Annotated in this window: 16 protein-coding genes; 5 read left to right on the plus strand and 11 right to left on the minus strand. The window is 59.5% G+C overall.

The genetic code is table 11. The features are described 5' to 3' along the window. Window positions 1-26: 26 nt before the first annotated feature. The 7 genes from BCY88_RS37995 to BCY88_RS38025 all read right to left on the minus strand — a co-directional run bounded on the left by BCY88_RS37995 (window position 27) and on the right by BCY88_RS38025 (window position 9,919). Window positions 27-626, minus strand: a complete 600-nt coding sequence (locus tag BCY88_RS37995) for a cytochrome b (protein ID WP_120349207.1) — start codon at window positions 624-626, stop codon at window positions 27-29. A 168-nt stretch (window positions 627-794) separates the two neighbouring features. Beyond that, window positions 795-1,394, minus strand: a complete 600-nt coding sequence (locus BCY88_RS38000; protein WP_120349208.1) for a uracil-DNA glycosylase family protein — start codon at window positions 1,392-1,394, stop codon at window positions 795-797. 295 nt (window positions 1,395-1,689) lie between these two features. Next, window positions 1,690-1,947, minus strand: a complete 258-nt coding sequence (locus BCY88_RS38005) for a hypothetical protein (protein WP_147408618.1) — start codon at window positions 1,945-1,947, stop codon at window positions 1,690-1,692. 102 nt (window positions 1,948-2,049) lie between these two features. After that, entirely contained in the window at window positions 2,050-4,563 is a 2,514-nt protein-coding gene (locus tag BCY88_RS38010; RefSeq protein ID WP_120349210.1) for a glycoside hydrolase family 95 protein, read from the minus strand. Window positions 4,564-4,756: 193 nt separating this feature from the next. Further along, a complete protein-coding gene (locus tag BCY88_RS38015; protein ID WP_220669725.1) occupies window positions 4,757-7,813 on the minus strand; it encodes a beta-galactosidase in 3,057 nt (1,018 codons plus the stop codon). A gap of 237 nt (window positions 7,814-8,050) precedes the next feature. After that, a complete protein-coding gene (locus BCY88_RS38020) occupies window positions 8,051-8,386 on the minus strand; it encodes a GntR family transcriptional regulator (RefSeq protein WP_259461661.1) in 336 nt (111 codons plus the stop codon). Window positions 8,387-8,569: 183 nt separating this feature from the next. Continuing rightward, window positions 8,570-9,919: a glycoside hydrolase family 43 protein gene (locus BCY88_RS38025; protein ID WP_147408619.1), complete on the minus strand. Its 1,350-nt coding sequence runs from the start codon at window positions 9,917-9,919 to the stop codon at window positions 8,570-8,572. On the opposite strand from BCY88_RS38025, the gene BCY88_RS39725 reads away from it, so the two are divergent. Then, the gene (locus BCY88_RS39725; RefSeq protein WP_147408620.1) at window positions 9,906-10,466 is read left to right on the plus strand and encodes a hypothetical protein; all 561 of its coding nucleotides are present in this window, start codon (window positions 9,906-9,908) and stop codon (window positions 10,464-10,466) included. The genes BCY88_RS38025 and BCY88_RS39725 overlap by 14 nt on opposite strands. 543 nt (window positions 10,467-11,009) lie before the next feature. Here BCY88_RS39725 and BCY88_RS38030 read toward each other — a convergent pair. From BCY88_RS38030 to BCY88_RS38040, 3 genes are all read right to left on the minus strand, one after another. Then, complete coding sequence (locus BCY88_RS38030; RefSeq protein WP_120349212.1) at window positions 11,010-12,113, minus strand: SAM-dependent methyltransferase; 1,104 nt, start codon at window positions 12,111-12,113, stop codon at window positions 11,010-11,012. Window positions 12,114-12,179: 66 nt separating this feature from the next. Next, window positions 12,180-12,956, minus strand: a complete 777-nt coding sequence (locus BCY88_RS38035; RefSeq protein ID WP_120349213.1) for a DUF1295 domain-containing protein — start codon at window positions 12,954-12,956, stop codon at window positions 12,180-12,182. 90 nt (window positions 12,957-13,046) lie between these two features. Beyond that, window positions 13,047-13,643, minus strand: a complete 597-nt coding sequence (locus BCY88_RS38040; RefSeq protein WP_120349214.1) for a lipocalin family protein — start codon at window positions 13,641-13,643, stop codon at window positions 13,047-13,049. A 168-nt stretch (window positions 13,644-13,811) separates the two neighbouring features. Between BCY88_RS38040 and BCY88_RS38045 the strand changes: the two genes are divergently transcribed. From BCY88_RS38045 to BCY88_RS38055, 3 genes are all read left to right on the plus strand, one after another. Continuing rightward, the gene (locus BCY88_RS38045) at window positions 13,812-14,876 is read left to right on the plus strand and encodes a DMT family transporter (RefSeq protein WP_120349215.1); all 1,065 of its coding nucleotides are present in this window, start codon (window positions 13,812-13,814) and stop codon (window positions 14,874-14,876) included. A gap of 185 nt (window positions 14,877-15,061) precedes the next feature. Beyond that, on the plus strand, window positions 15,062-15,265 hold the full coding sequence (locus BCY88_RS38050; RefSeq protein ID WP_028195916.1) for a DUF3562 domain-containing protein: 204 nt from the start codon (window positions 15,062-15,064) through the stop codon (window positions 15,263-15,265). A gap of 146 nt (window positions 15,266-15,411) precedes the next feature. Then, window positions 15,412-16,515: an NAD(P)/FAD-dependent oxidoreductase gene (locus BCY88_RS38055; protein ID WP_120349216.1), complete on the plus strand. Its 1,104-nt coding sequence runs from the start codon at window positions 15,412-15,414 to the stop codon at window positions 16,513-16,515. Between the two features lie 26 nt (window positions 16,516-16,541). Here the strand turns inward: BCY88_RS38055 and pdxR are convergent, their stop codons facing one another. Continuing rightward, on the minus strand, window positions 16,542-18,017 hold the full coding sequence (gene pdxR / locus BCY88_RS38060) for a MocR-like pyridoxine biosynthesis transcription factor PdxR (protein WP_120349217.1): 1,476 nt from the start codon (window positions 18,015-18,017) through the stop codon (window positions 16,542-16,544). Window positions 18,018-18,141: 124 nt separating this feature from the next. Here pdxR and BCY88_RS38065 point away from each other — a divergent pair, with 124 nt between their 5' ends. Beyond that, window positions 18,142-18,408 carry a hypothetical protein gene (locus BCY88_RS38065; protein ID WP_120349218.1) on the plus strand — a complete coding sequence of 89 codons (267 nt, stop codon included), beginning with the start codon at window positions 18,142-18,144 and terminating at the stop codon, window positions 18,406-18,408. The last annotated feature ends 37 nt before the right edge of the window (window positions 18,409-18,445 follow it).

Here is an 18,445-nt window from a genome sequence, read left to right on the forward strand (position 1 = left end):
TTAGAGTGAAATCAAAGCGATAGTGCTTACGGCACCATGCGTTTCAGAACCGACTTGCGATCGATCCATTGATGTTTCAACGCGCCACCGATATGCATCGCCAGCAGCGCATACAGCGCGTAGCCAAGCCACGTATGCAGAGCGCCGAAGCGATCGTGCAAGGTCTCCTTGAGCGCCGGGTCGAGATGCATCACATAGCCGATGCGCGGCCAGGGGAACAGGTTGAACAGACGCATCGGATGCGTGGCCGCGTCTTTCCACGCGGAATCGTGCAGCCAGCCCGATAGCGGCAACGCAATCATCAACAGATACAGCAGAAAATGAGCGACATGCGCGGCGATCTTCTCCCACGACGGAAACTCGCGCGGCAACGGCGGCGGCTTGTGCGAGACGCGCCATAAGATGCGCATCAGCGCGAGGCCGAGCACCGTGATACCGATCGACTTATGGGTATCGACCACCGGGCGCACCCAGTCGTCGGGCCATGATTCGGCGCTCAGGCCGAGTACGACATTGCCGATCATCAGCAGCGCGATCAGCCAGTGCAGCGCCATTGCCGTGCGGGTGTAGCGCGACGGCTGCAGGGTGCCGGCCGAATCGGTCAGGGAGTTCGCGTGGGTATTCATGGGTCGTTCCGTCTGCGAATGCGTTTTCAGCGAAAGCTATTTGAAAATTCGGCCATGCCGGAACAGGTCCGGTCGCGCCGCCGTATCAAGCTAACGCGTCAGTGTGCCGTTTTATTCCGCCGGGCGCTTAATTGTGTGTTTCAGTTTATTTCGGCCGCGCGTGGCGAATCATGCGCTGAGCGCAGCTCCAACACGCGTCTGCAAGGTCGGCAACACCTCCGCTTCAAACCACGGATTGCGCTTGAACCAGGCGATATTGCGCGGCGATGGATGCGGAAGCGGCATCGCGGTGGGGCCATATTCCCGCCAACGCAGCAGCGTATCGGTGAGCGTCGGCCCGAACGCGTCACCAAGACCAAAGCGCTGTGCGTATTGACCGATCAGCAACGTGAGCCGCACCTCGCGCAACTGGGCGAGCAAGGCCTGATGCCAATGGGCGGCGCATTCTGGGCGCGGCGGTAAATCGCCACTCGCGCCTCTGCCTGGAAAGCAGAATCCCATCGGCACCAGCGCGAATTTCGAGGCGTCGTAGAAGGTCTCATCGGCGACTCCAAGCCAGCTGCGCAACCGTGCACCGCTCGCATCGCTCCACGGAATGCCCGAAGCATGTACGCGCGCACCGGGCGCCTGGCCGATGATGAGAATGCGCGAGTCGGCCGACGCCACGACGATCGGCCGCGGCGCGTGCGGCAGCACCGGCGCGCACACCGTGCAGGCACGAATGTCGCGCAGTAGCCGATTGAGGGGAATGGTTTGCCTTACGGTCATGCTGTGGCGGAGATCGGGATTCGGTTTCAGGCGGACAAAGCATGATGCCGTCCGGTTGCGCCTGCGCGCGGAGTGTCGGGGCCGCGGTATCGACGTGGTGCGAATCCGTGACGTGCAAGACTTGGGCGAGCAGCAGCAAGCAGTCGGCCATGATACGCCTGTGGCACTGTCACTGCTTCCGGGCACATCACCACGTAACGGTAGTAGTCACCGGGTTCGCAGTGCGCTCACGTAACGATAGTCGATATGCACGGGCGCAAGCGTGCCCGGTAGCGTTTCGCGATTGAATTGTGGGTTAGTGCTTATGCCCAAAGCACGCGTGCGCAGCTTCTGCAGGCGCCACGCCGGCTTTAAAGTAGTGTCGCAAAAGGCTCACCGTTTCCGCGTCCGGATGATAGGACAGGTTGATAAATTCCGCCTTGACCGCTTCGTCATACCAGGCGCACACCCAGACCTGCAGCGCAACGAGATTTTCGAGCAGCATCTGCTCCGATCTTTCAGGCATGGTGATCTCCATTGGCGTGCTCGCAGGTTTTTCGTTATTGGTCTCCATAAAAACTCCCGTCAACCCGTACGTCCGCGGGCGTGATGTTAAACAACCGGCCTCGGGCGACAACACGCACCACGCGTACGGCTTGCTCAATGTTTCTCCGGCTCACGGCAACTCGCCCGCGCCCAAGGTCACTGATCCGTTCAGCGGCACGTGAACCTGTTTGCTTCTCCCCATATAGAACAATGTTGTTGACGTTCCACCTACGCTGGTCAGCGTCACTGAAGTCGGTACCGAATTAGTCCATGCCAGGTCGATAGAGAATCCGCCCTTGGCACGCAACCCGCTCACGCTGCCGTTCCCCCACTGCGATGGAAGCGCGGGTAACAACGTGATCGATGTCGTTCTGCTTTGCAGCAGCATCTCGCACACCGCAGCAGGACCACCCATGTTCGCGTCAATCTGAAACACTTCAGGCCCATCGTCGTAAGCGTCCAGCATGTTCACAAAGCTGCCGTTTCCTGGGTTAGAAAAGGTCACTGGCGTGAGCAGCAAGGGAATCATTGAATACGCTATCGACGGTTGCTGCAATTGAGCCCAACATGCCATTCTCCAGGCCATCCCCCACCCGAAACTGGCGGTGCCTCTCGCCGTCAGGAGCGCCTTGACGCCGTTCATGAACGTCGGATCGCTGTTGATCGAAAGGCGCTCCCCCGGGAAGAGTCCGATTAGCGGCGACAGATGGCGATGCGTGGGATCGGATTGCTCCGTTTGAGCATCGTATGACGCTTGCATCCACTCCTCGAGCATATTGTTGTTCTGAGGATTCAACTGGGGAAGATAGAGATTCGACAGCAACGCGGTGATGGTCGCAACGTAGGTCGAGTCGACTCCGAGAACCGACGCGGTCTTGAGATAGTTTGTGAAGAGATCCCAAACCAGCTCCTGCGCATAGCTAATGCCCTGCAAATAGTTTCCGTGCTCGGGTGACCAATCGACGTCGTCAACGAGCTGCATCAACGCCGATCCATCCGGATTCGTACCCGTTTGAACCGACACCAGACGAACCTCCCAGAACTGGCATGCAGATTTCAGGATCGGATAGATCGTTGAGAGATAGTTGCGATCTACCGTGTATTCGTAGTGTTCCCAGAGATTCCGGCAAATCCATGCATTTCCGGGTGGGTGCCATTGCCAGGCTTGAGACCCGTATACATTTGCCGAGATGCCCACTGTCCAGCCTGCAATCTTTCTGCTGGAGTTTGCAAAGGGATTGCTCGAACTGTTGAAACTACTTTGTGTCAAGGTTTCCCAGTCTTTGTACTGGCTGAGAACGAAGTTCAGGAACGGCTCGAAACACTCCGGTAGCCCGCCCCGGTCTGCGAGCCAGTAGGCCATCTGGACATTGATGTCGGTGTGATAGTCCGAGAACCATGCTGGATCATTCGTCGTGTTCCACAGTCCCTGCAGATTCATCGGCAAGGAGGTACGCGAGGATGCAATGCTCAGATAGCGCCCAAACTGCACATACAACGATTCCAGCCAGGGATCGGGTGGACTGCTCGGCGCAGCACGCGCCTGCAGGCGATCAGGAATCGTCAACGCATTTTGAGCGGCAGTTGATGCCCCGAAATCCACGCTGAATCTTCCGAACAGGGGCTGGTAGTCCGCGAGATGATTGGAGAGCAGTGTTCCAAAGCTACTGCCCTCGGCAGCTGCGATCTGGCCATGGGCCGTGTCCAAAGGTGATCCACCGCCCAGATAGTGATCTGCACTAATGCCGTCATAGTTAGTGCTCGCGGATACCAGAATGGTGAGGCCACTGCAATTCAGGAAGACAATCTGATCACCGTTAACAGCCAATTCCCCGTCGTCGGGCAATATCTTCGCGCACGCGCAATAGAGTTCCCCGTTAGGTAAGCTCCCAGAGAAAGATAGCATCTGGGCACTCCCATCTTTGAACGTTGTGGCGCCTCTGCCACCGTCGGCAAGAGCAATCGATCCGGTATAAGAATTGGGTGTACTGCTGGTTAGCCGAATCACCATGACATCATTCGGGAAGCTGCTGAAAATTGCTCTCTCGTAGTTGACCTGATTGACGGAGTAGGCTGTTCTGACAAGCCCATTGCTGATATCCAGCAAGCGCTCATACTGAGTCGCGTTAGTGTGCGTGGGTAGGCTTATCGTCAACGTACCTAGCGTTTGATAAGAACCCATTCCACTCGAGGTGTAGGCGTAATCCATTATGTTGGACTGCCCGGACCAGAGGGTGATGTCGTTCAGATAGAGCAGTTCCTGCGTAGGCGCGCCGCCAACGAGCGCCCCAAGACGGCCATTACCGATCGGCAAGCCCTCATACAGCATGTACGTCGATGGCGACGCATTGGCGCCAATGGAATCGGGAGACTGTCCGGCAGCGTAGGCGTACTTCATTTGTAACGCTTGCGCATCGGGTATCAGGCTCGCTGTCGCGGGTTCCTGACCTGAAGCAGGACTGGAACCGGCAGTGGGCGCAGAGGCGGCGCCAGCAGCGGGACCGGCTCCTGTTGTTACTGGCTGCGAGCCACCCGAATTCGCGGAGTCGGCATTGCCCCCGCACGCGTACAGATACGGCAAGATCGGTGACAATCCGCCGAGCTTGATCAGGGAACGGCGCTTTGCACTTGGTTTGTTTTCCATCGATGTCTCCGCTACTGCTGGTCTGTTTTTGACAGATCCGCCGGCACGCCCGGCTCCTGCCGACAAGATTCTCTATTTCAGTATTTTTTGGATTACTAACTACGTATGAATACGGACGACGAGATAAGATCGAGGCCGGACCCCGTAGGGGGTCCCGGCGCTGACTGAAGGCACCTCCCGCGGTCCGGTGTTATTAGTTGGCTGACAGCCAGGCTGAATAGTCGGGAGAGTCGTTAAGTTGAACCGGCACGCCGCCTCGAACAGTTCCCAGATTGACGAGCCGGACACTTTCGAGGCCGTCGGACGGGTTGCCGTTGCTGGTCACCGCAATGGCGATCGTGTTTTGTCCGTTGGGATTGAGAATGCCATTGGGGACAACAAAGGTATGTTGTGGTCCAACATTCGCAATGTACTGACCCATGTTCCAGCCATTCACGAAGATCAGGGCGCGATAGTTCCCGCCAGTGATCGTGCCGTCGGCGCCGCCGATCTGAATGCCGACCGACACGTCATTCCCAGCCGGGATCGATAGCGGGAAGGTCGTCCTGAACCATGAAGTGCCCGCGTACGCCTGTCCAGCCGGCAATGTGGCAGCCGACCAACCCGCGGCCGGAAATCCTGCGAGATACCAGCCGTTGCGCTCGCCCCATAGTCCGCCGTTGTTCATCGGACCGCGAGCGGTGTCCCACAGATCTTCGCCACCGGCATTGCCTTGTATCTTCCACGCGATGCTCGTGGTCGAACCGGAACCGAGAGAAACTGAAACCAGCCCTCTTCCCTCCTTGTGGCCGTCATTCGCGTACCAGTCTTCGTTGTGCCCATTATTTCGAACCATTGTCGCGATAACGTGCGGCCCTGGCGCCAACGTCGCCGGGACGGTGAACGTGCCGCAAGTTGAGCCGCCCAGTACATTCTGTCCGAGATAATTGCCGTCAACCCAGACCTGATCCAGGCCGGCCTGGCTCCCACAGTAATTCAACGTAATCGCAGATACGTTCGAAGTCGAAGTGAATTTTCCGCGGTACCAGACGTCGCCATGATGGAAACCGTAGTCGTCGGCGGTGAGCACCGGCTGTCCGGACGGCGGAGGCGTCGTGCTATTGGTCGATGTCAACGAAGCGCTAATCCATTTCGAGTCATCAAACGCGGATTGTGCTTCGGGCGACTCCTGCATGTAACGCCACGATTGCGCCGTGAGATCAGGGAGCGAGACAGCGTCAGGTCCACTCAGCGCATTTTGCGCCAGGAGGCTTCCCGATGCGGTCGATTGGCTGGCAATAGCCGCGCCATTCCAGGAGACTTGCTTGATCGCCGCCGGCGCCCATACCTCCAGCGAGCCCGCCGATACCGTGTCGCCGGTCATCCCGAGAGTCGTCCCGCTAATCGCGGCCGTGCGGAGCAGCGCAGGACCTCGTGCGAGTATCGGGCCGGCGCTGGTATTTTGCCTCCAGAAGGTCGCCGCGGTATTGTCGTCAGCGATAAGCAACATCAGCGGGGTGGCGCTACCGCCGCCGGATATCAGGATTCTCGTCAACTCGTTGTGCTGATAGTTCAACCGCAGCTGCCCTGTGGAGGGATCCCACGCCTGACTAACGTTGCTGGACGGACCTCCAATCACCGACACAGTGGGTTGCGAGGAGAAGCGCAGTACTGTCTCCCCATCTTCTGCCTGCCGGCCATACAGCAGGACGACGTCGCCCACCGCAGCCGACAGTTGTGTATCGAGGTCCGACGTCGTGTAGACAAGATGATGCTGACCGAACGAGTAGTTCGCGAGCAGCAGTTTGGAATCTGCACCGTTGAGTCTTAACGTCCCTTGCTGCGGCACGGTGAAGCCACCGTCGGGTGTCACGACCGGGAAAGTAAAGGTGTCGTTTGAAGTCGCATTTGAGGGCGAGTGCAGGACCGTGTACAGATTGGTTCCGGAGGTATTGTCCACTCCGTGCAGAATCTGAATGGATTGCGATGACGCGCTAACGGCGCTTCCAGCGTCAACATGCATGATCGCGGGAACACTTTGGACAAAATTGCCCAGCGCCTTAAGCGTAGCCATTTTGGGCCGCAACTGGCGGCCCTCGTCTATCGCGGCACCGTAGTCATACGACGTATACAGCCCGGTAGACGGCAACCAACCCCAATTCGTGCCACCAAACGACATGTAGATGTTCTGAATCGCGAATCGGTTCGCGATGTTGGTCCCGTAGAACAGCCGTTCGAAGTTCGAGCCGGCGCCCGCTTGAGACATGCATGGATAAATGCCGGAAGATCCCCAGTTGTCAAACCAGCCGCCTTCCATTTCGGCGATGAATCCAGGCGTATAAGGTGAAGCTGTCGCCCCGCCCTTCGCCCCTCCAGTGCTAAACAGACCGTACCACCCCGCACCCGGGTTACCGGTGCAGTTTGTCTGTGGATAGTCGTCGAATGCATACAGGTCGACCGGGCCGGTTACCACGCCTGGAATCGGGGAGTTTGCCGGAACGAAATTGCCGTTCGGCCCCGGATCATTGTGGAAAATCGGCACCGAAATCCCATCCGATCGGGCCCAATCATGAAGATCCTGCATGTAGCCCGTCTGGCTGGTGTCCTGCATTTCATTTTCGATCTGATAGAGGATGACCGTACCCTGACCCGTGGTCAGCTGGTGTCGAGCGATGATCGGGTTGACTTTGCTCATCCACTCGCGCGCGGCCGCCAGGTAATCAGGCGCGCTGGTGCGGGCTTTGCCGCTCTGCGTAAGTAACCAGCCAGGAAATCCGCCGGCGTCCGTCTCCGCGTTGATGTATGGGCCGGGGCGCGCAATGACATAGAGGCCCGCTTGCGCCGCCATGTCGAGCAGCGTATCCATGTCACGGATTCCCGTGAAATCATAGGCTCCTGCCTTCGCGGAGCTATAACCCCAGTCGAAGTAGATGGAGACGGCGTTAAAGCCATTGGCCTTGAGTTTCTGCAGGACATCGAGCCACAGACTAGGACTCGGCAACCGGAACGGATGAAATTCACCGGACCAGATCGGCGTAGTTTTTCCGTCGACCCTAAGCGTGTAATGGTCCCAGCCGATCTTGTGCGCAACGAGCTGCGGCGGAGTGCCCGACGGCAGACTTGGCAGGGTGGGGCCGGCTCCAGTCGTCGCGCCTCCCGCGCTGGTGCCGCTTGTCGTGCTGCTGCCGGACTCCGGGTTATCGCTTCCGCCACACGCACTCATCAAGACGGCCCCACATGCCGCCGCCAACAGCAAACCAGAAAGCTTCATGAACATCTCCCAATTGCGCCGGCCAATTGATCACCTTACCGGCGCCATATATTTTGGAATGCGAATCAAATTACCAACAAACGCGTCCAGATGCGATCTCCAGACCACGTGGTTCACAGAACTTTGAGTTCTCCGGCCGCTCACGCAGCGAGTTCTTCGTTTGAAACAGTCTCCGCAGCCGCACGGAACTACGCCAGGTCATTCCAGAGCAGAGACGCAGTTGCTGCCTGCCGCACGTCATTCAATCCAGCCAGCATCCTCCAGATCGAATTCCGGGGTTAGGTCTTTATCGCAAAGGGAAAGCACGACGGTGCCCGAACGGGTGTTTCCTCGCGTGCGACCGCGCCACGCCAGTTCGCGCAACCCACGATTGACCGTATTGACATGCAAGCCAAGAAAGTCAGCCATCAGTCGTTGAGGCGGCAATTTTTCTCCCGGCCGTACGAGCCCGGCATTGATCGCATCCTCGATCGCACTCGCCAATGCCAGATAACATGGCCCCGGATACCCCGAAATTGAGGGCATCCAGGCTCGTATGGTCTTTTCCGATACATCTTGATTGAAATGATCCATGAAGCCTGCTCCGAACTCAGTCAAGCGAACTCCGCGATGTTCCGCGCGCGTGCTCCGTCAGATACGCAACCTTCTGCGCGACCCACACCACCCGTAGGCTGCGCGGCGATCCCGCCCGCATCCCGTGCAGGAAAGATCGTCCACCGCCGTTTCCCCAAGGGGCGGCGGCGGATCAGGTCACACCTAGTTATCGAGGAAGAGTTCCTCGACGTCCGGCGCGTAGCTAGTGCTCTGGCCTGAAACCGTTGCGCCGGAGATCGACACGCTGTTTGCGCCGGCCATGAGGCTCAAAGGTACGGGGACCGTGCCACCGTACGTTCCGGTCGGAGGGAACGTGACCACTACACCGGTGTTTCCGTTTGTCGTCACCGTGGCGTAGCGAGGATTGGGATCGTTGTTGATGTAACTGATGTACGCAATTTCGGTGATGGGGCTTTGCGCGTTAATTCCACTAAAGGTCATGGTGCCATTTCCCGGTCCACCGATGTAACCCACTGCGCTGCCGGACATGAAACATTGTGAGCAGCTATAGGATCCGGCGCCTCCCGACAGACTGGTGCCAGGCGACGTTGCGTCATAGTCCAGGGTAGACACGGCGGGTTGAAGCAACCCAGTCGTCAGATCCATTCCGAACGCGTTGTCCCACTGAGGCAACCTGACTGTTCCGCCGTTGACGGCGAGCGGAAGCCAGACGTAGGAGGAGTTCTGAAGGTAATTGCCGTTCCACCGGTCACCCATGTACATGTACGTGGTTCCGCTACTTCCTGTAACCGGCAGGACATAGGTCGCCTGGGAAGAGAAGGTATTTGTCCCTGAGGGGGCCAGCGCTGTCGGACCGGTCCATGGACCCGCCGGCGTGCTTGCCGCCATGTAGAAGTTGCCGTTCAGATTCCAGCCCGTCAGGCCTGAGCCGATTACGAAGTAGTAGCCGTTGGCCTTAAACATGGTGGGTGCTTCGAGTGCGACCCACTGATTCGGACCGCCTATGGTGTAGACCAGACTGTCGACGCTGAGATAGTCGCTCGTCAGTTTATAGATATGTGTCCCGACGCCTCGATCTTCGCTCAACAGATACGCCGTTCCGTCGTCGTCCTTGAACAGCCCCATGTCGCGACTGGAGCTGCTGTTGGGCGGCATGAAGCTGCCCTGATAGGTGTACGGACCACATGGCGTCGTGCTGGTCGCAACGCCGACCTTTGCGAAGGAGTACGATGTATTGTCCACGTGCATATACATCACGTACTGCTTTGTGGTGTCGTTGAAGATGACCTTTGGCCTTTCGACCACCTGACTCGCGGCAATGTCGCCAGTGGGCTGCGGCGAAAGCGCGTTGCCTTCGAAGTGCCAGCTTTGCAGATTCTTCGACGAATAGCATTTTACGTTCTGGAACGTTCCGGACGTTGTCTCTCCGGTTTTGTCTTCGCCAACCCAGTAGTAGGTATCTCCCACCTGGAACATGCCGCCGCCGTGTGCCTGGATCTGGTTCCCGGCGTCATCCTGCCAAAGGGCAGAAGGATGAATGACAGATTGCACGTCGGCAACCGGCGTGGTGGACGGTCCTCCAGACGAACCGGGAGGCGAGCCGTTGCTGGAGCCGTTGTTCGAGCCAGAGTTTGAGCCGGTCGTGGATCCCTGCGAAGACCCTGTGCTGCCGCCGGTATTCGAGTTCGACGCTGATCCTGCAGGCGCACCGCCTGAGTTTGACGCGCTCGGAGAGCTGGGTTTCTGTGCGGAATCGGTGCCATTGTTCGGATTGCTGCTGCCCCCGCCGCATCCTGCCAGAAGCAGTGCGGAAATCAGAGCGCAACAAAGAGGGGATAAGAAATTTTGCTTCACGATTGTCTCCTTCTGTTATTTATGTGCGAGGTCGTTTTTGGGAATTTCCGCCTTCGCTTATAGTTTTCCAACGAGGTCGCCGCGGCTCTACATCGCCATAGTCGAATGGCGATATCGCACCGCCCATTTAATCAAGGCGACGATCTCTCAGTACAATTTGTCTTCAATAATGGGAAACTCCAGAAGATACGCAGACATTAAAAATGTCGCTCACACTATATCCATTCGCAGACCTAAAAAATAAGGTCTGTTCATAATGAGGTTTACCATAGCCAGAGCGGGCAACGGTCCGATCCCTCTCACATGTGTGGGTCTACGTGCCAACCGTAGTTTGACGGCGATTCTATGACAGCGGCACCCAAATAAACAACGCTTTCATTTCCGAACCAAAATTTGGGAATTACTTTGTCTACTCCGCACAAATTCAACTATTTTTCAAATAATGAACAAATAGGATTCCTATGTATACGGCGTTTATTTCATACAGCCATTTAAAAAAATAAATCCATGCCTTGTGACAAATGGAATGCGACGCGGGTTAATGAGCGAGTGCTGTGGATCGCTCCTCGGTACATAAGGCCTGCCTACCGCGACTGCCGCTGCAATCCAACCGTGCAGGCAGCCCTCGTTACCGGATTGAGATCAAAATGAGGTATCGTGACGCACAATGTGGCAATTTTTGACAGTTAAACACTGGCTTTGTAGATTGTCAACACAAAGCAAAAACTGTTTGCACGTTTGCGCCGCCGCGAGGCAAACGATCAGACGAAACGGGCGCTGACACTGCTCATCGCTTCGCAAATCGATAGTGGCCCACGCCCCACTCATTGCCGTTCGCGTAGCCAAACAACTCCGCCACCGCCATATAGAACATCCGCCAGCGCTGCAGCCACACAGCCGCATCGCGCGCTCCATATGTATCGACGAGCATCGGCATCACGCGATCACGCGCCGTGTCGAGCGCAGCTAGCCATTGGTTCGCGGTGTGCTCGTAATGCGTGCCGCTCACCCACCACTGACGCTCCATCCGCAGGTCGTCCTGGAAGTTCAGCAGGAGCGCTTCGGACGGCATCGTGCCGCCGGTGAAGAAGTACTTCGACATCCAGTCGCTGCCGTCCTGTACCTGAAAGTGATACGCCAGCGTGCGATGCACGAAGATATGCACGAACAGCTTCGCCTCGTCGCGCATCCAGCGCGAGATTTTGGCGAGCAGCAGACCGTAGTTCTTCATATGCTCGAACATCTCGATCGACACCACGCGATCGAAACCGCCGCCAAGCTGTGCCGCGTCGAACTCGAAATCGACGACATTGCCCGTAACCACCGAGAGGTTGTGCAGGCCGCGCTCCGCCGCACGCGCTTCGATGAACGCGCGCTGCCCGTGCGAATTCGATAACGCGACGATCTGCGCGCGCGGATAACGCGCCGCCAGCCACAGCGACAACGAGCCCCATCCGCAACCGAGATCGAGAATCCGCTGACCGTCCGCCAGTTCCGCGCGTTCGGCGTAACACTCGAGCATCGCCGCTTCGGCTTGCGCGAGCGTCTCGGCACCGCTCGGGTACAAGCAGCACGAGTACTTCAGATGCGGCCCAAGATGCGCATGGAAGAACGAGGCCGGCACCTCGTAGTGCTGCGTGTTCGCGGCCTGCGTTTCGATGGCGATCGGACTCGCACGCAGCTCGTCCAACAGACGATTGAGCCGTTGCGCGCGCAACTCGCCGTTGTCGATCGCTTCATCGCGCAAACGCTGGCGCATCAGTTGACGCATGCCGAAACGGATCAGGCCGTCAGGCAGCCAGCCGCGCTCGCAGCACTGGATCAACCAGCCGTCGCCCGGCTCGGCAGGCGACGACGGCGGTAATGTATGGCCGGTGGTGGAAAGGCTCATGAGGTTGACTCCCTATCGTTGTTCTGGACTCGTCTGAACATTCGCACGCAGCTTGACCAGCTCGTCTCAATGGCGCGGCGGCCACGGAATCAGCGCGTTGGTGGTGCGCATGTAGTCGGCGTAACCGGCGCGCCTTTTCGCCATGCTTTCTTCCAGCAGCGGGATGCCGGAGAGCTTCAGCAGCAGGAACGCCATCAACACCGGCGGCAACAGCGTGAACCATCCCCAGGGCGTACCGACCGACAGCGCAAGGTAAGCAACCCAATGCACGCATTCAAAGAAGTAATTCGGATGCCGCGAATAGCGCCACAGGCCTACGCGGCAGACGGCGTTGTGATTGGCCGGATCCTGCGCAAAGCGTTTTAGCTGCCGGTCCGCGATGCCTTCGCCGGCTACCGAGACGATCCATAGCGCGATGGCCAACACGATCCATCCGATGGCCGGCGGGCTGCTCCGGTACGACGGCACCAGGAATGCGATTGACAACAGCATCGAGACCACGACTTGCGCCTGAAAAAACCAGAACATCTTGCTGGCCGCCTTGTCACCCCATGCTTCGCGGAAGCGGCGATAACGCGCGTCTTCGGGCTTGCCGTAGTTGCGTTTCCACAGATGCGTACCGAGCCGCGCGCCCCAAACCAAACCGCCCAGCGCGGTCAATGCACGCGAGACCGGGTCGCCGTTGCCGAGCACCGCGTAGAGCACCGCGACGAGGCCAAGCGAATAAGCCCAGACCGGGTCGACCATGCCGGCGTTCGTGGTCTTCAACTGCCACGCCCAGACGATGCTGAAGATCACGACAAGCCCAATCAGGGCGGCCACGGCGGCGGCGAGGGGCGGCATGAGATCCTCGTTCAAAAAGCGATACGGCTTATACGCTGTAAGGGCCCGATCGGATGCGGGGTAAACACGGCATCGGGCACCCCTACCGCGTTAGTCGCCGCCACCCGGTGAGGCAAAACCTTCTGTGCCCAACTGGTCGGGGCGCTGCGGCACACGCCTGAAGCGCGATGTGTCGTAGCCCATCGCATCGAGCCGGTGGAGCAGCGACCGATAGGTGGCCTCGCTCATGTCGGGTTCACGCGAAAAAATCCAGCCGAGATTTTTGCCGGGATAACCCAGAATCGTGTAGTGATAATCGGGGTCGACGTAAAGGGTCAACTGCGTCACGCGGACCGGCCAGAACAATTGCACGCTCCACTCGCCGCCTTCCTTGCCTGGCACCGGTGTGTCGAGGAACTGATAGTGCTTTTCAGGGGCGTCGAAACGCTTCTTGCGGCCGTAATACGAATCGTCGATCTTGCCATCCGGCCGCAACTTCCATTCCGCGCGGCTGCCCACCATGTCGCGCTCGGCGAAATACGGAATGTTCGCGATGATGTACCAGGTCCCCATGTATCTGGGCAGATCGACAGGCACCGTTGCAAGCGGTTCGCCGGCGCGCGGGTTGGGATTGGGCGGCTCGTTGGAGCACCCTGTCAGGCACAGCAGCAGAATGGCCGCGGCAGCGGCATGAACAACGCGGCGCATGGCAATGGCCTCCGGCGTAGCGGTAATGAACGTATTACGTTCGACAGGGCCGGATGGATGCGTAAGAGCAAACTCTCCAGTCCGGACACCTGCCCAGCAAAGTAAGGCGTTCGCAACCCGGTCGCGGTATCGTGTCGGCAACGCCCGCCTTCACCGATTCTTCCGCCCATGCCTACCCGCTTCAACGCAGCTTTCACCGCGCTGCTCGCCGCCGCCTTGTTCGGCGCCACCACCCCGCTCGCCAAGGCGCTGCTCGGTTCGCTGTCGCCGTTTCTGCTGGCCGGACTGTTCTACCTCGGCAGCGGTCTTGGCCTGACGGCCGTGATTCTGGCGCGCCGCCTGAAAGGTCACGCCGACGGGCAACCGGCCAATCACCCCCGTTTTCCTCTGCGCGAAGTGCCGTGGCTCGCGGGCGCGATCGCGGCAGGCGGCGTCGCGGGACCGGCGCTGCTGATGCTGGGTCTGAACACCACGCCGGCTGCCACCGGTTCGCTGCTGCTGAATCTCGAAGGCGTGTTTACCGCGCTGATCGCTTGGATCGTGTTTCGCGAGAACGTCGACATCCAGGTGTTCCTCGGCATGGCGGCGATCGTCGCGGGCGGCGTGGCCCTATCGTGGCAGCCCGGCGCGGCCGGCCTGCCTGCGGGCACGCTGCTGCTGATCGGTGCCTGCGCGTGCTGGGCGGTCGACAACAATCTCACACGCAAAGTGTCAACTCACGACGCCATGTTCATTGCCTGCATAAAAGGGCTGGTGGCCGGTTCCGTCAACGTGACGCTCGCGCTCACTTTTGGTGCAACATGGCCCAAAGCCGCGACCGTCGCGCTCGCCATGCTGACGGGATTCGCGGGCTATGGCGTGAGCCTCGTGCTATTTGTCGTCGCACTGCGCAATCTCGGCACCGCGCGCACCGGCGCCTATTTCTCGGTTGCACCGTTATTCGGCGTGACGCTGTCGTGGCTGCTGTGGCCGGAAATGCCGCCGCCGCTGTTCTGGGTGGCCGCTGCATTGATGACCGTGGGTGTCTGGCTGCACATTCGCGAACGTCATGAGCATCCGCACACGCATGTGTCGCTGGACCACACGCATCGCCATCGGCACGACGCGCATCATCAGCACGAGCATGATTTCGCGTGGGACGGCAACGAACCGCACACCCATGCGCATTCCCATGCGCCGATCACCCATACGCACGCGCATTTCCCAGATATTCATCACCGGCATACACATTGATTTCCTGCTTCACTGCGCGGCACGGGCGCCTGCTGCAGTGCAAGACAAAAATCTCTGTGGAACAGGTCATTCGATAGGACGATTCAATTGGCATCGCAGCAAAACGCATCCTCTAATGAAACTCCTGTCGTGCGCGCCCGTTCATGGCAACCCACCTGTCCACCCCGCTTGCCCCGGAGATATCCATGTCCCAACCCGAGCCTAATGTCGACGAAGTGGTGAGAAGCATCGCAGAGGAGACCGACACACCCACGGAAACGGTCTCGAAGATGTATGCAGACACACTGGCCGACTACCGGCACGAAGCGCGTGTGTTCGATTACGTACCGCTGTTCGCCGCGAAGAAAGTACGCGACAAGCTGCGCCATACGTCGAAACACAAACATTGATACGGCGGCGCGCGGAGACCACCGCCTGCTTGATAGCACTCCGGATCGACCGCGCTGACTCGCGTGGCGATTCGCAAGAACGCGTATCGAATTATTTTTCCCACTGCTAGACTCTGACCCGGATACATCGACTCGGGGAAGATGGTATGCGGGTGACAATCGTAGGTGCCGGGATTGCCGGCTTGAGCACAGCGTGGTCGCTCGCAAAACTGGGACACGACATCACGCTGATCGAACAAGGCTCGATTCCGAATCCACTCGCCGCCTCGGGCGACCGGCATCGCATGATCCGTCGCGCTTATGGCGACGCCGACGGCTACGCACGCACCATCGCAGAAGCGTTCGACAGCTGGGACCTGCTGTGGAATGACCTGGGCGTCTCGCACTATGCGAATTGCGGCGTGCTCGGCATTTCGCAGCATGCAAGCGATGGCGCCGAGCAATTCCGCACGGGTCTCGACCGGATGAAATTCGAGTATGAACTGCTCGATCCGCGCGAAGCCGCCGAACGCTACCCCTTTCTCGATCCCGCTACGTTTCGCTACGCTTATCTCGACCACGATGGCGGCGCGCTGTTCAGCGAACGCATCGCACGCGACATGAAGGCGTGGCTCAGGATGCGCGGCGCGGATATTCGCACCCACGCCAAGGTACTCGCGGTCGATGCGCATGCGGCCTCCGTGCGCATTGAGGACGACACCATCATCCGTGCCGACCGGCTCGTGGTCGCCGCCGGTGCGTGGACGCTGCAGCTATTCCCGGCGCTCGCTGAAAACCTGATGACTTATCGCAACGCGGTTGCCTATATGGAGCCGCCCGCGGATCTGGCGGACGCGTGGTTAAATGCGCCCGCTATCGTCGATATTGGCGGCAGCAGCGGCGGTTACGTGTTGCCACCGAGCGACGACATTGGCCTGAAGTTCGGCGCCGGCGTGCACAGATCACGTGCCCCTGATCCTGACGCCAATCGTGTCGCCGCGCCCGGAGAAGGCGACAGTCTGCGCCGGTTGTTTGCGCCGCCGCTCAGGCGCATCGACGAATATACGGTTACCGAAGTAAAAACCTGCATCTACACGTTCACTGCGGACAACCGCTTCTTTTCGAAGCGCCTTGGCAACACGCTGGTGGTGTCGGCCTGCTCGGGTCACGGCTATAAATTCGGCGCAGCGGTCGGACGCCGGGTCGCGCAAGCGCTGGATACGGATGACGACGCCATGCTCGCACGTTGGCTCAAGGCGGAAACGGATTAGTCCTGTTTCTTCAGAACAATGCAACGCTAGCGGTCTAGCCCACGCACCACGGCGGCAAGTCGCGCCACCAGCGCATCTGCTTCGTGCGGCTTGACCCCCGCATAGCCGAGCATGAAGCCGTTGTAGCCCGCGGCGCCTTCAGCCGATGGCTGACAAAACCCGCTGAGCGCGGCGATATGCAAACCGTGCTCACGCGTCGCTGCGCTCACGTCCTGATCGCGCAGCGGCGCATCGAGCCGCATTGTCAAATGCATGCCGCCCCCATCGGACGAAACGGTCACCAGGTCATGCATGTGCCGCTCGATCGCATTCACCAGCGCCGCGCGACGCTGTTGATAGAGGCGCCGCATCCGCCGCAAATGCCGCGCATATTTCCCGCTGTCGATAAAATCCGCTAACGCGATCTGCTCGGCCACTCGCCCTTGCCGGGCGATCTCGCTGAGCGCCTCGTCGATGTCGTGGACAAGATGCGCCGGCACCACCATGAAGCCCATACGCAGCGCCGGAAACATCGTCTTGCTGAAGGTGCCGAGGTAAATCACCGGCGTGTCGCCCGTGAGGCCCTGGATCGACGGCAGCGGTGGGCCGCTATGGCGCAGCTCACTGTCGTAATCGTCCTCGATGATCCACGCACCGCGCGCCACCGCGTTCTCGATGATCGACCAGCGCCGCTCCAGGCTCAACACGCTGCCGAGCGGGTATTGATGCGAGGGCGTGATGTACATCAGGCGCGGTGGCGTCCGGTTCCAATGATCCGGTGTCGGCGCAATGCCGGCGGCGTCGACGGGAATCGGCACCAGTTGCAAACCAGCAGCCTGAAACGCCGCCTTCGCGCCGTGATAGCCGGGGTCTTCGACCCAGACGCTGTCGCCGGGGTCGGCCAGCATGCACGCGCATAGATCGAGACTCGCCTGCGTGCCCGAGGTGATGAACACCTGCTCCGCTGAGCACCGCACACCGCGCGACACGCGTACGTACTCCGCAATCGAGCGGCGCAACGCGGGGTGTCCGGCGTTATTGCCGTAACCGAGTTCACCCGGCTCGACGAGACGCCACGCGCGCTCCATTGAGGCACGCCATTGCGCGAGCGGAAATTCATCGAGCGCGGGCACGCCGGGACGAAACGGCGTGGGATCGTCCGGGCTGGTGCGCTCGCGCGGCAAAGCGGCGACGCGGCGCGACAGGCGATTTGCAGGCACCTGCGCGCCGCCGCCTGCAGTGGCGAGCGAGGCCCCTGAGCCATTCACCACGCTGACGATCGAACCATGCCGGCTCGCTGTGATGAAGCCTTCGTCGGTCAGCCGTTCATAGGCGTAGAGCACCGAGTTGCGCGCAATGCCCAACTGTTCGGCGAGCGCTCGTGTAGCAAGAAGACGGCTGCCGTGACGGATATCACCATCGAGAATCGCGCGACGCAGACTCTCGTAGAGCAGGTCCTGCTGCGTGAGCTTGCGCCCGCCCATTGCCCGTTCGACGTTCGACATCAACAGACCGTAGTCCAAATTCGTGGCTCCAAATTCTAGATGTATTGTGGCGCTAACAATGGTGCCACAAATTTCTTATGCTGACGGTTCCGGAGTCGCCGCCGCTGCGCCACCACTAAATACCGAGAGAGAGGTCGATGCCATGAACACGCCTGCACGTCGCGCCACAACCGCACGCTTGAGCTATGGCGCCGCGATCAAGTGGTGCGTGGCGCTGGCGTGCGCGGCTTATGCCTACGGCCTGCTCGATCCCGCGGCCACTGCACGCGCAAGGCTGGATGCCTGCATCAGCGAAAATCTGGGGCAGCACGGTAGTACAGTGGGCACAGCGGCCGCAACAACCGCCAGCAAAGAAGACCGCGAACAGGCCTTCAGCGCGGCCGTCTATGCCTGTTCGAATCAGCCCTAGCGGGGCAGATCGGCCTGCCCACACCCCTTACCCAACA

Source organism: Paraburkholderia fungorum (assembly GCF_003610895.1).
Lineage (GTDB): Bacteria > Pseudomonadota > Gammaproteobacteria > Burkholderiales > Burkholderiaceae > Paraburkholderia > Paraburkholderia fungorum_B.

Coding starts and splice junctions, on each gene's coding strand:
- BCY88_RS38040 (WP_120349214.1), bottom strand. CDS start 13,643: ATGCGCCGCGTTGTTCATGCCGCTGCCGCGGCCATTCTGCTGCTGTGC.
- BCY88_RS38045 (WP_120349215.1), top strand. CDS start 13,812: ATGCCTACCCGCTTCAACGCAGCTTTCACCGCGCTGCTCGCCGCCGCC.
- BCY88_RS38055 (WP_120349216.1), top strand. CDS start 15,412: ATGCGGGTGACAATCGTAGGTGCCGGGATTGCCGGCTTGAGCACAGCG.
- BCY88_RS38050 (WP_028195916.1), top strand. CDS start 15,062: ATGTCCCAACCCGAGCCTAATGTCGACGAAGTGGTGAGAAGCATCGCA.
- BCY88_RS38020 (WP_259461661.1), bottom strand. CDS start 8,386: ATGGATCATTTCAATCAAGATGTATCGGAAAAGACCATACGAGCCTGG.
- BCY88_RS38015 (WP_220669725.1), bottom strand. CDS start 7,813: ATGAAGCTTTCTGGTTTGCTGTTGGCGGCGGCATGTGGGGCCGTCTTG.
- BCY88_RS38035 (WP_120349213.1), bottom strand. CDS start 12,956: ATGCCGCCCCTCGCCGCCGCCGTGGCCGCCCTGATTGGGCTTGTCGTG.
- BCY88_RS38065 (WP_120349218.1), top strand. CDS start 18,142: ATGAACACGCCTGCACGTCGCGCCACAACCGCACGCTTGAGCTATGGC.
- BCY88_RS39725 (WP_147408620.1), top strand. CDS start 9,906: ATGACAGATTGCACGTCGGCAACCGGCGTGGTGGACGGTCCTCCAGAC.
- BCY88_RS38030 (WP_120349212.1), bottom strand. CDS start 12,113: ATGAGCCTTTCCACCACCGGCCATACATTACCGCCGTCGTCGCCTGCC.
- BCY88_RS38000 (WP_120349208.1), bottom strand. CDS start 1,394: ATGACCGTAAGGCAAACCATTCCCCTCAATCGGCTACTGCGCGACATT.
- BCY88_RS38010 (WP_120349210.1), bottom strand. CDS start 4,563: ATGGAAAACAAACCAAGTGCAAAGCGCCGTTCCCTGATCAAGCTCGGC.
- BCY88_RS38005 (WP_147408618.1), bottom strand. CDS start 1,947: ATGGAGACCAATAACGAAAAACCTGCGAGCACGCCAATGGAGATCACC.
- BCY88_RS37995 (WP_120349207.1), bottom strand. CDS start 626: ATGAATACCCACGCGAACTCCCTGACCGATTCGGCCGGCACCCTGCAG.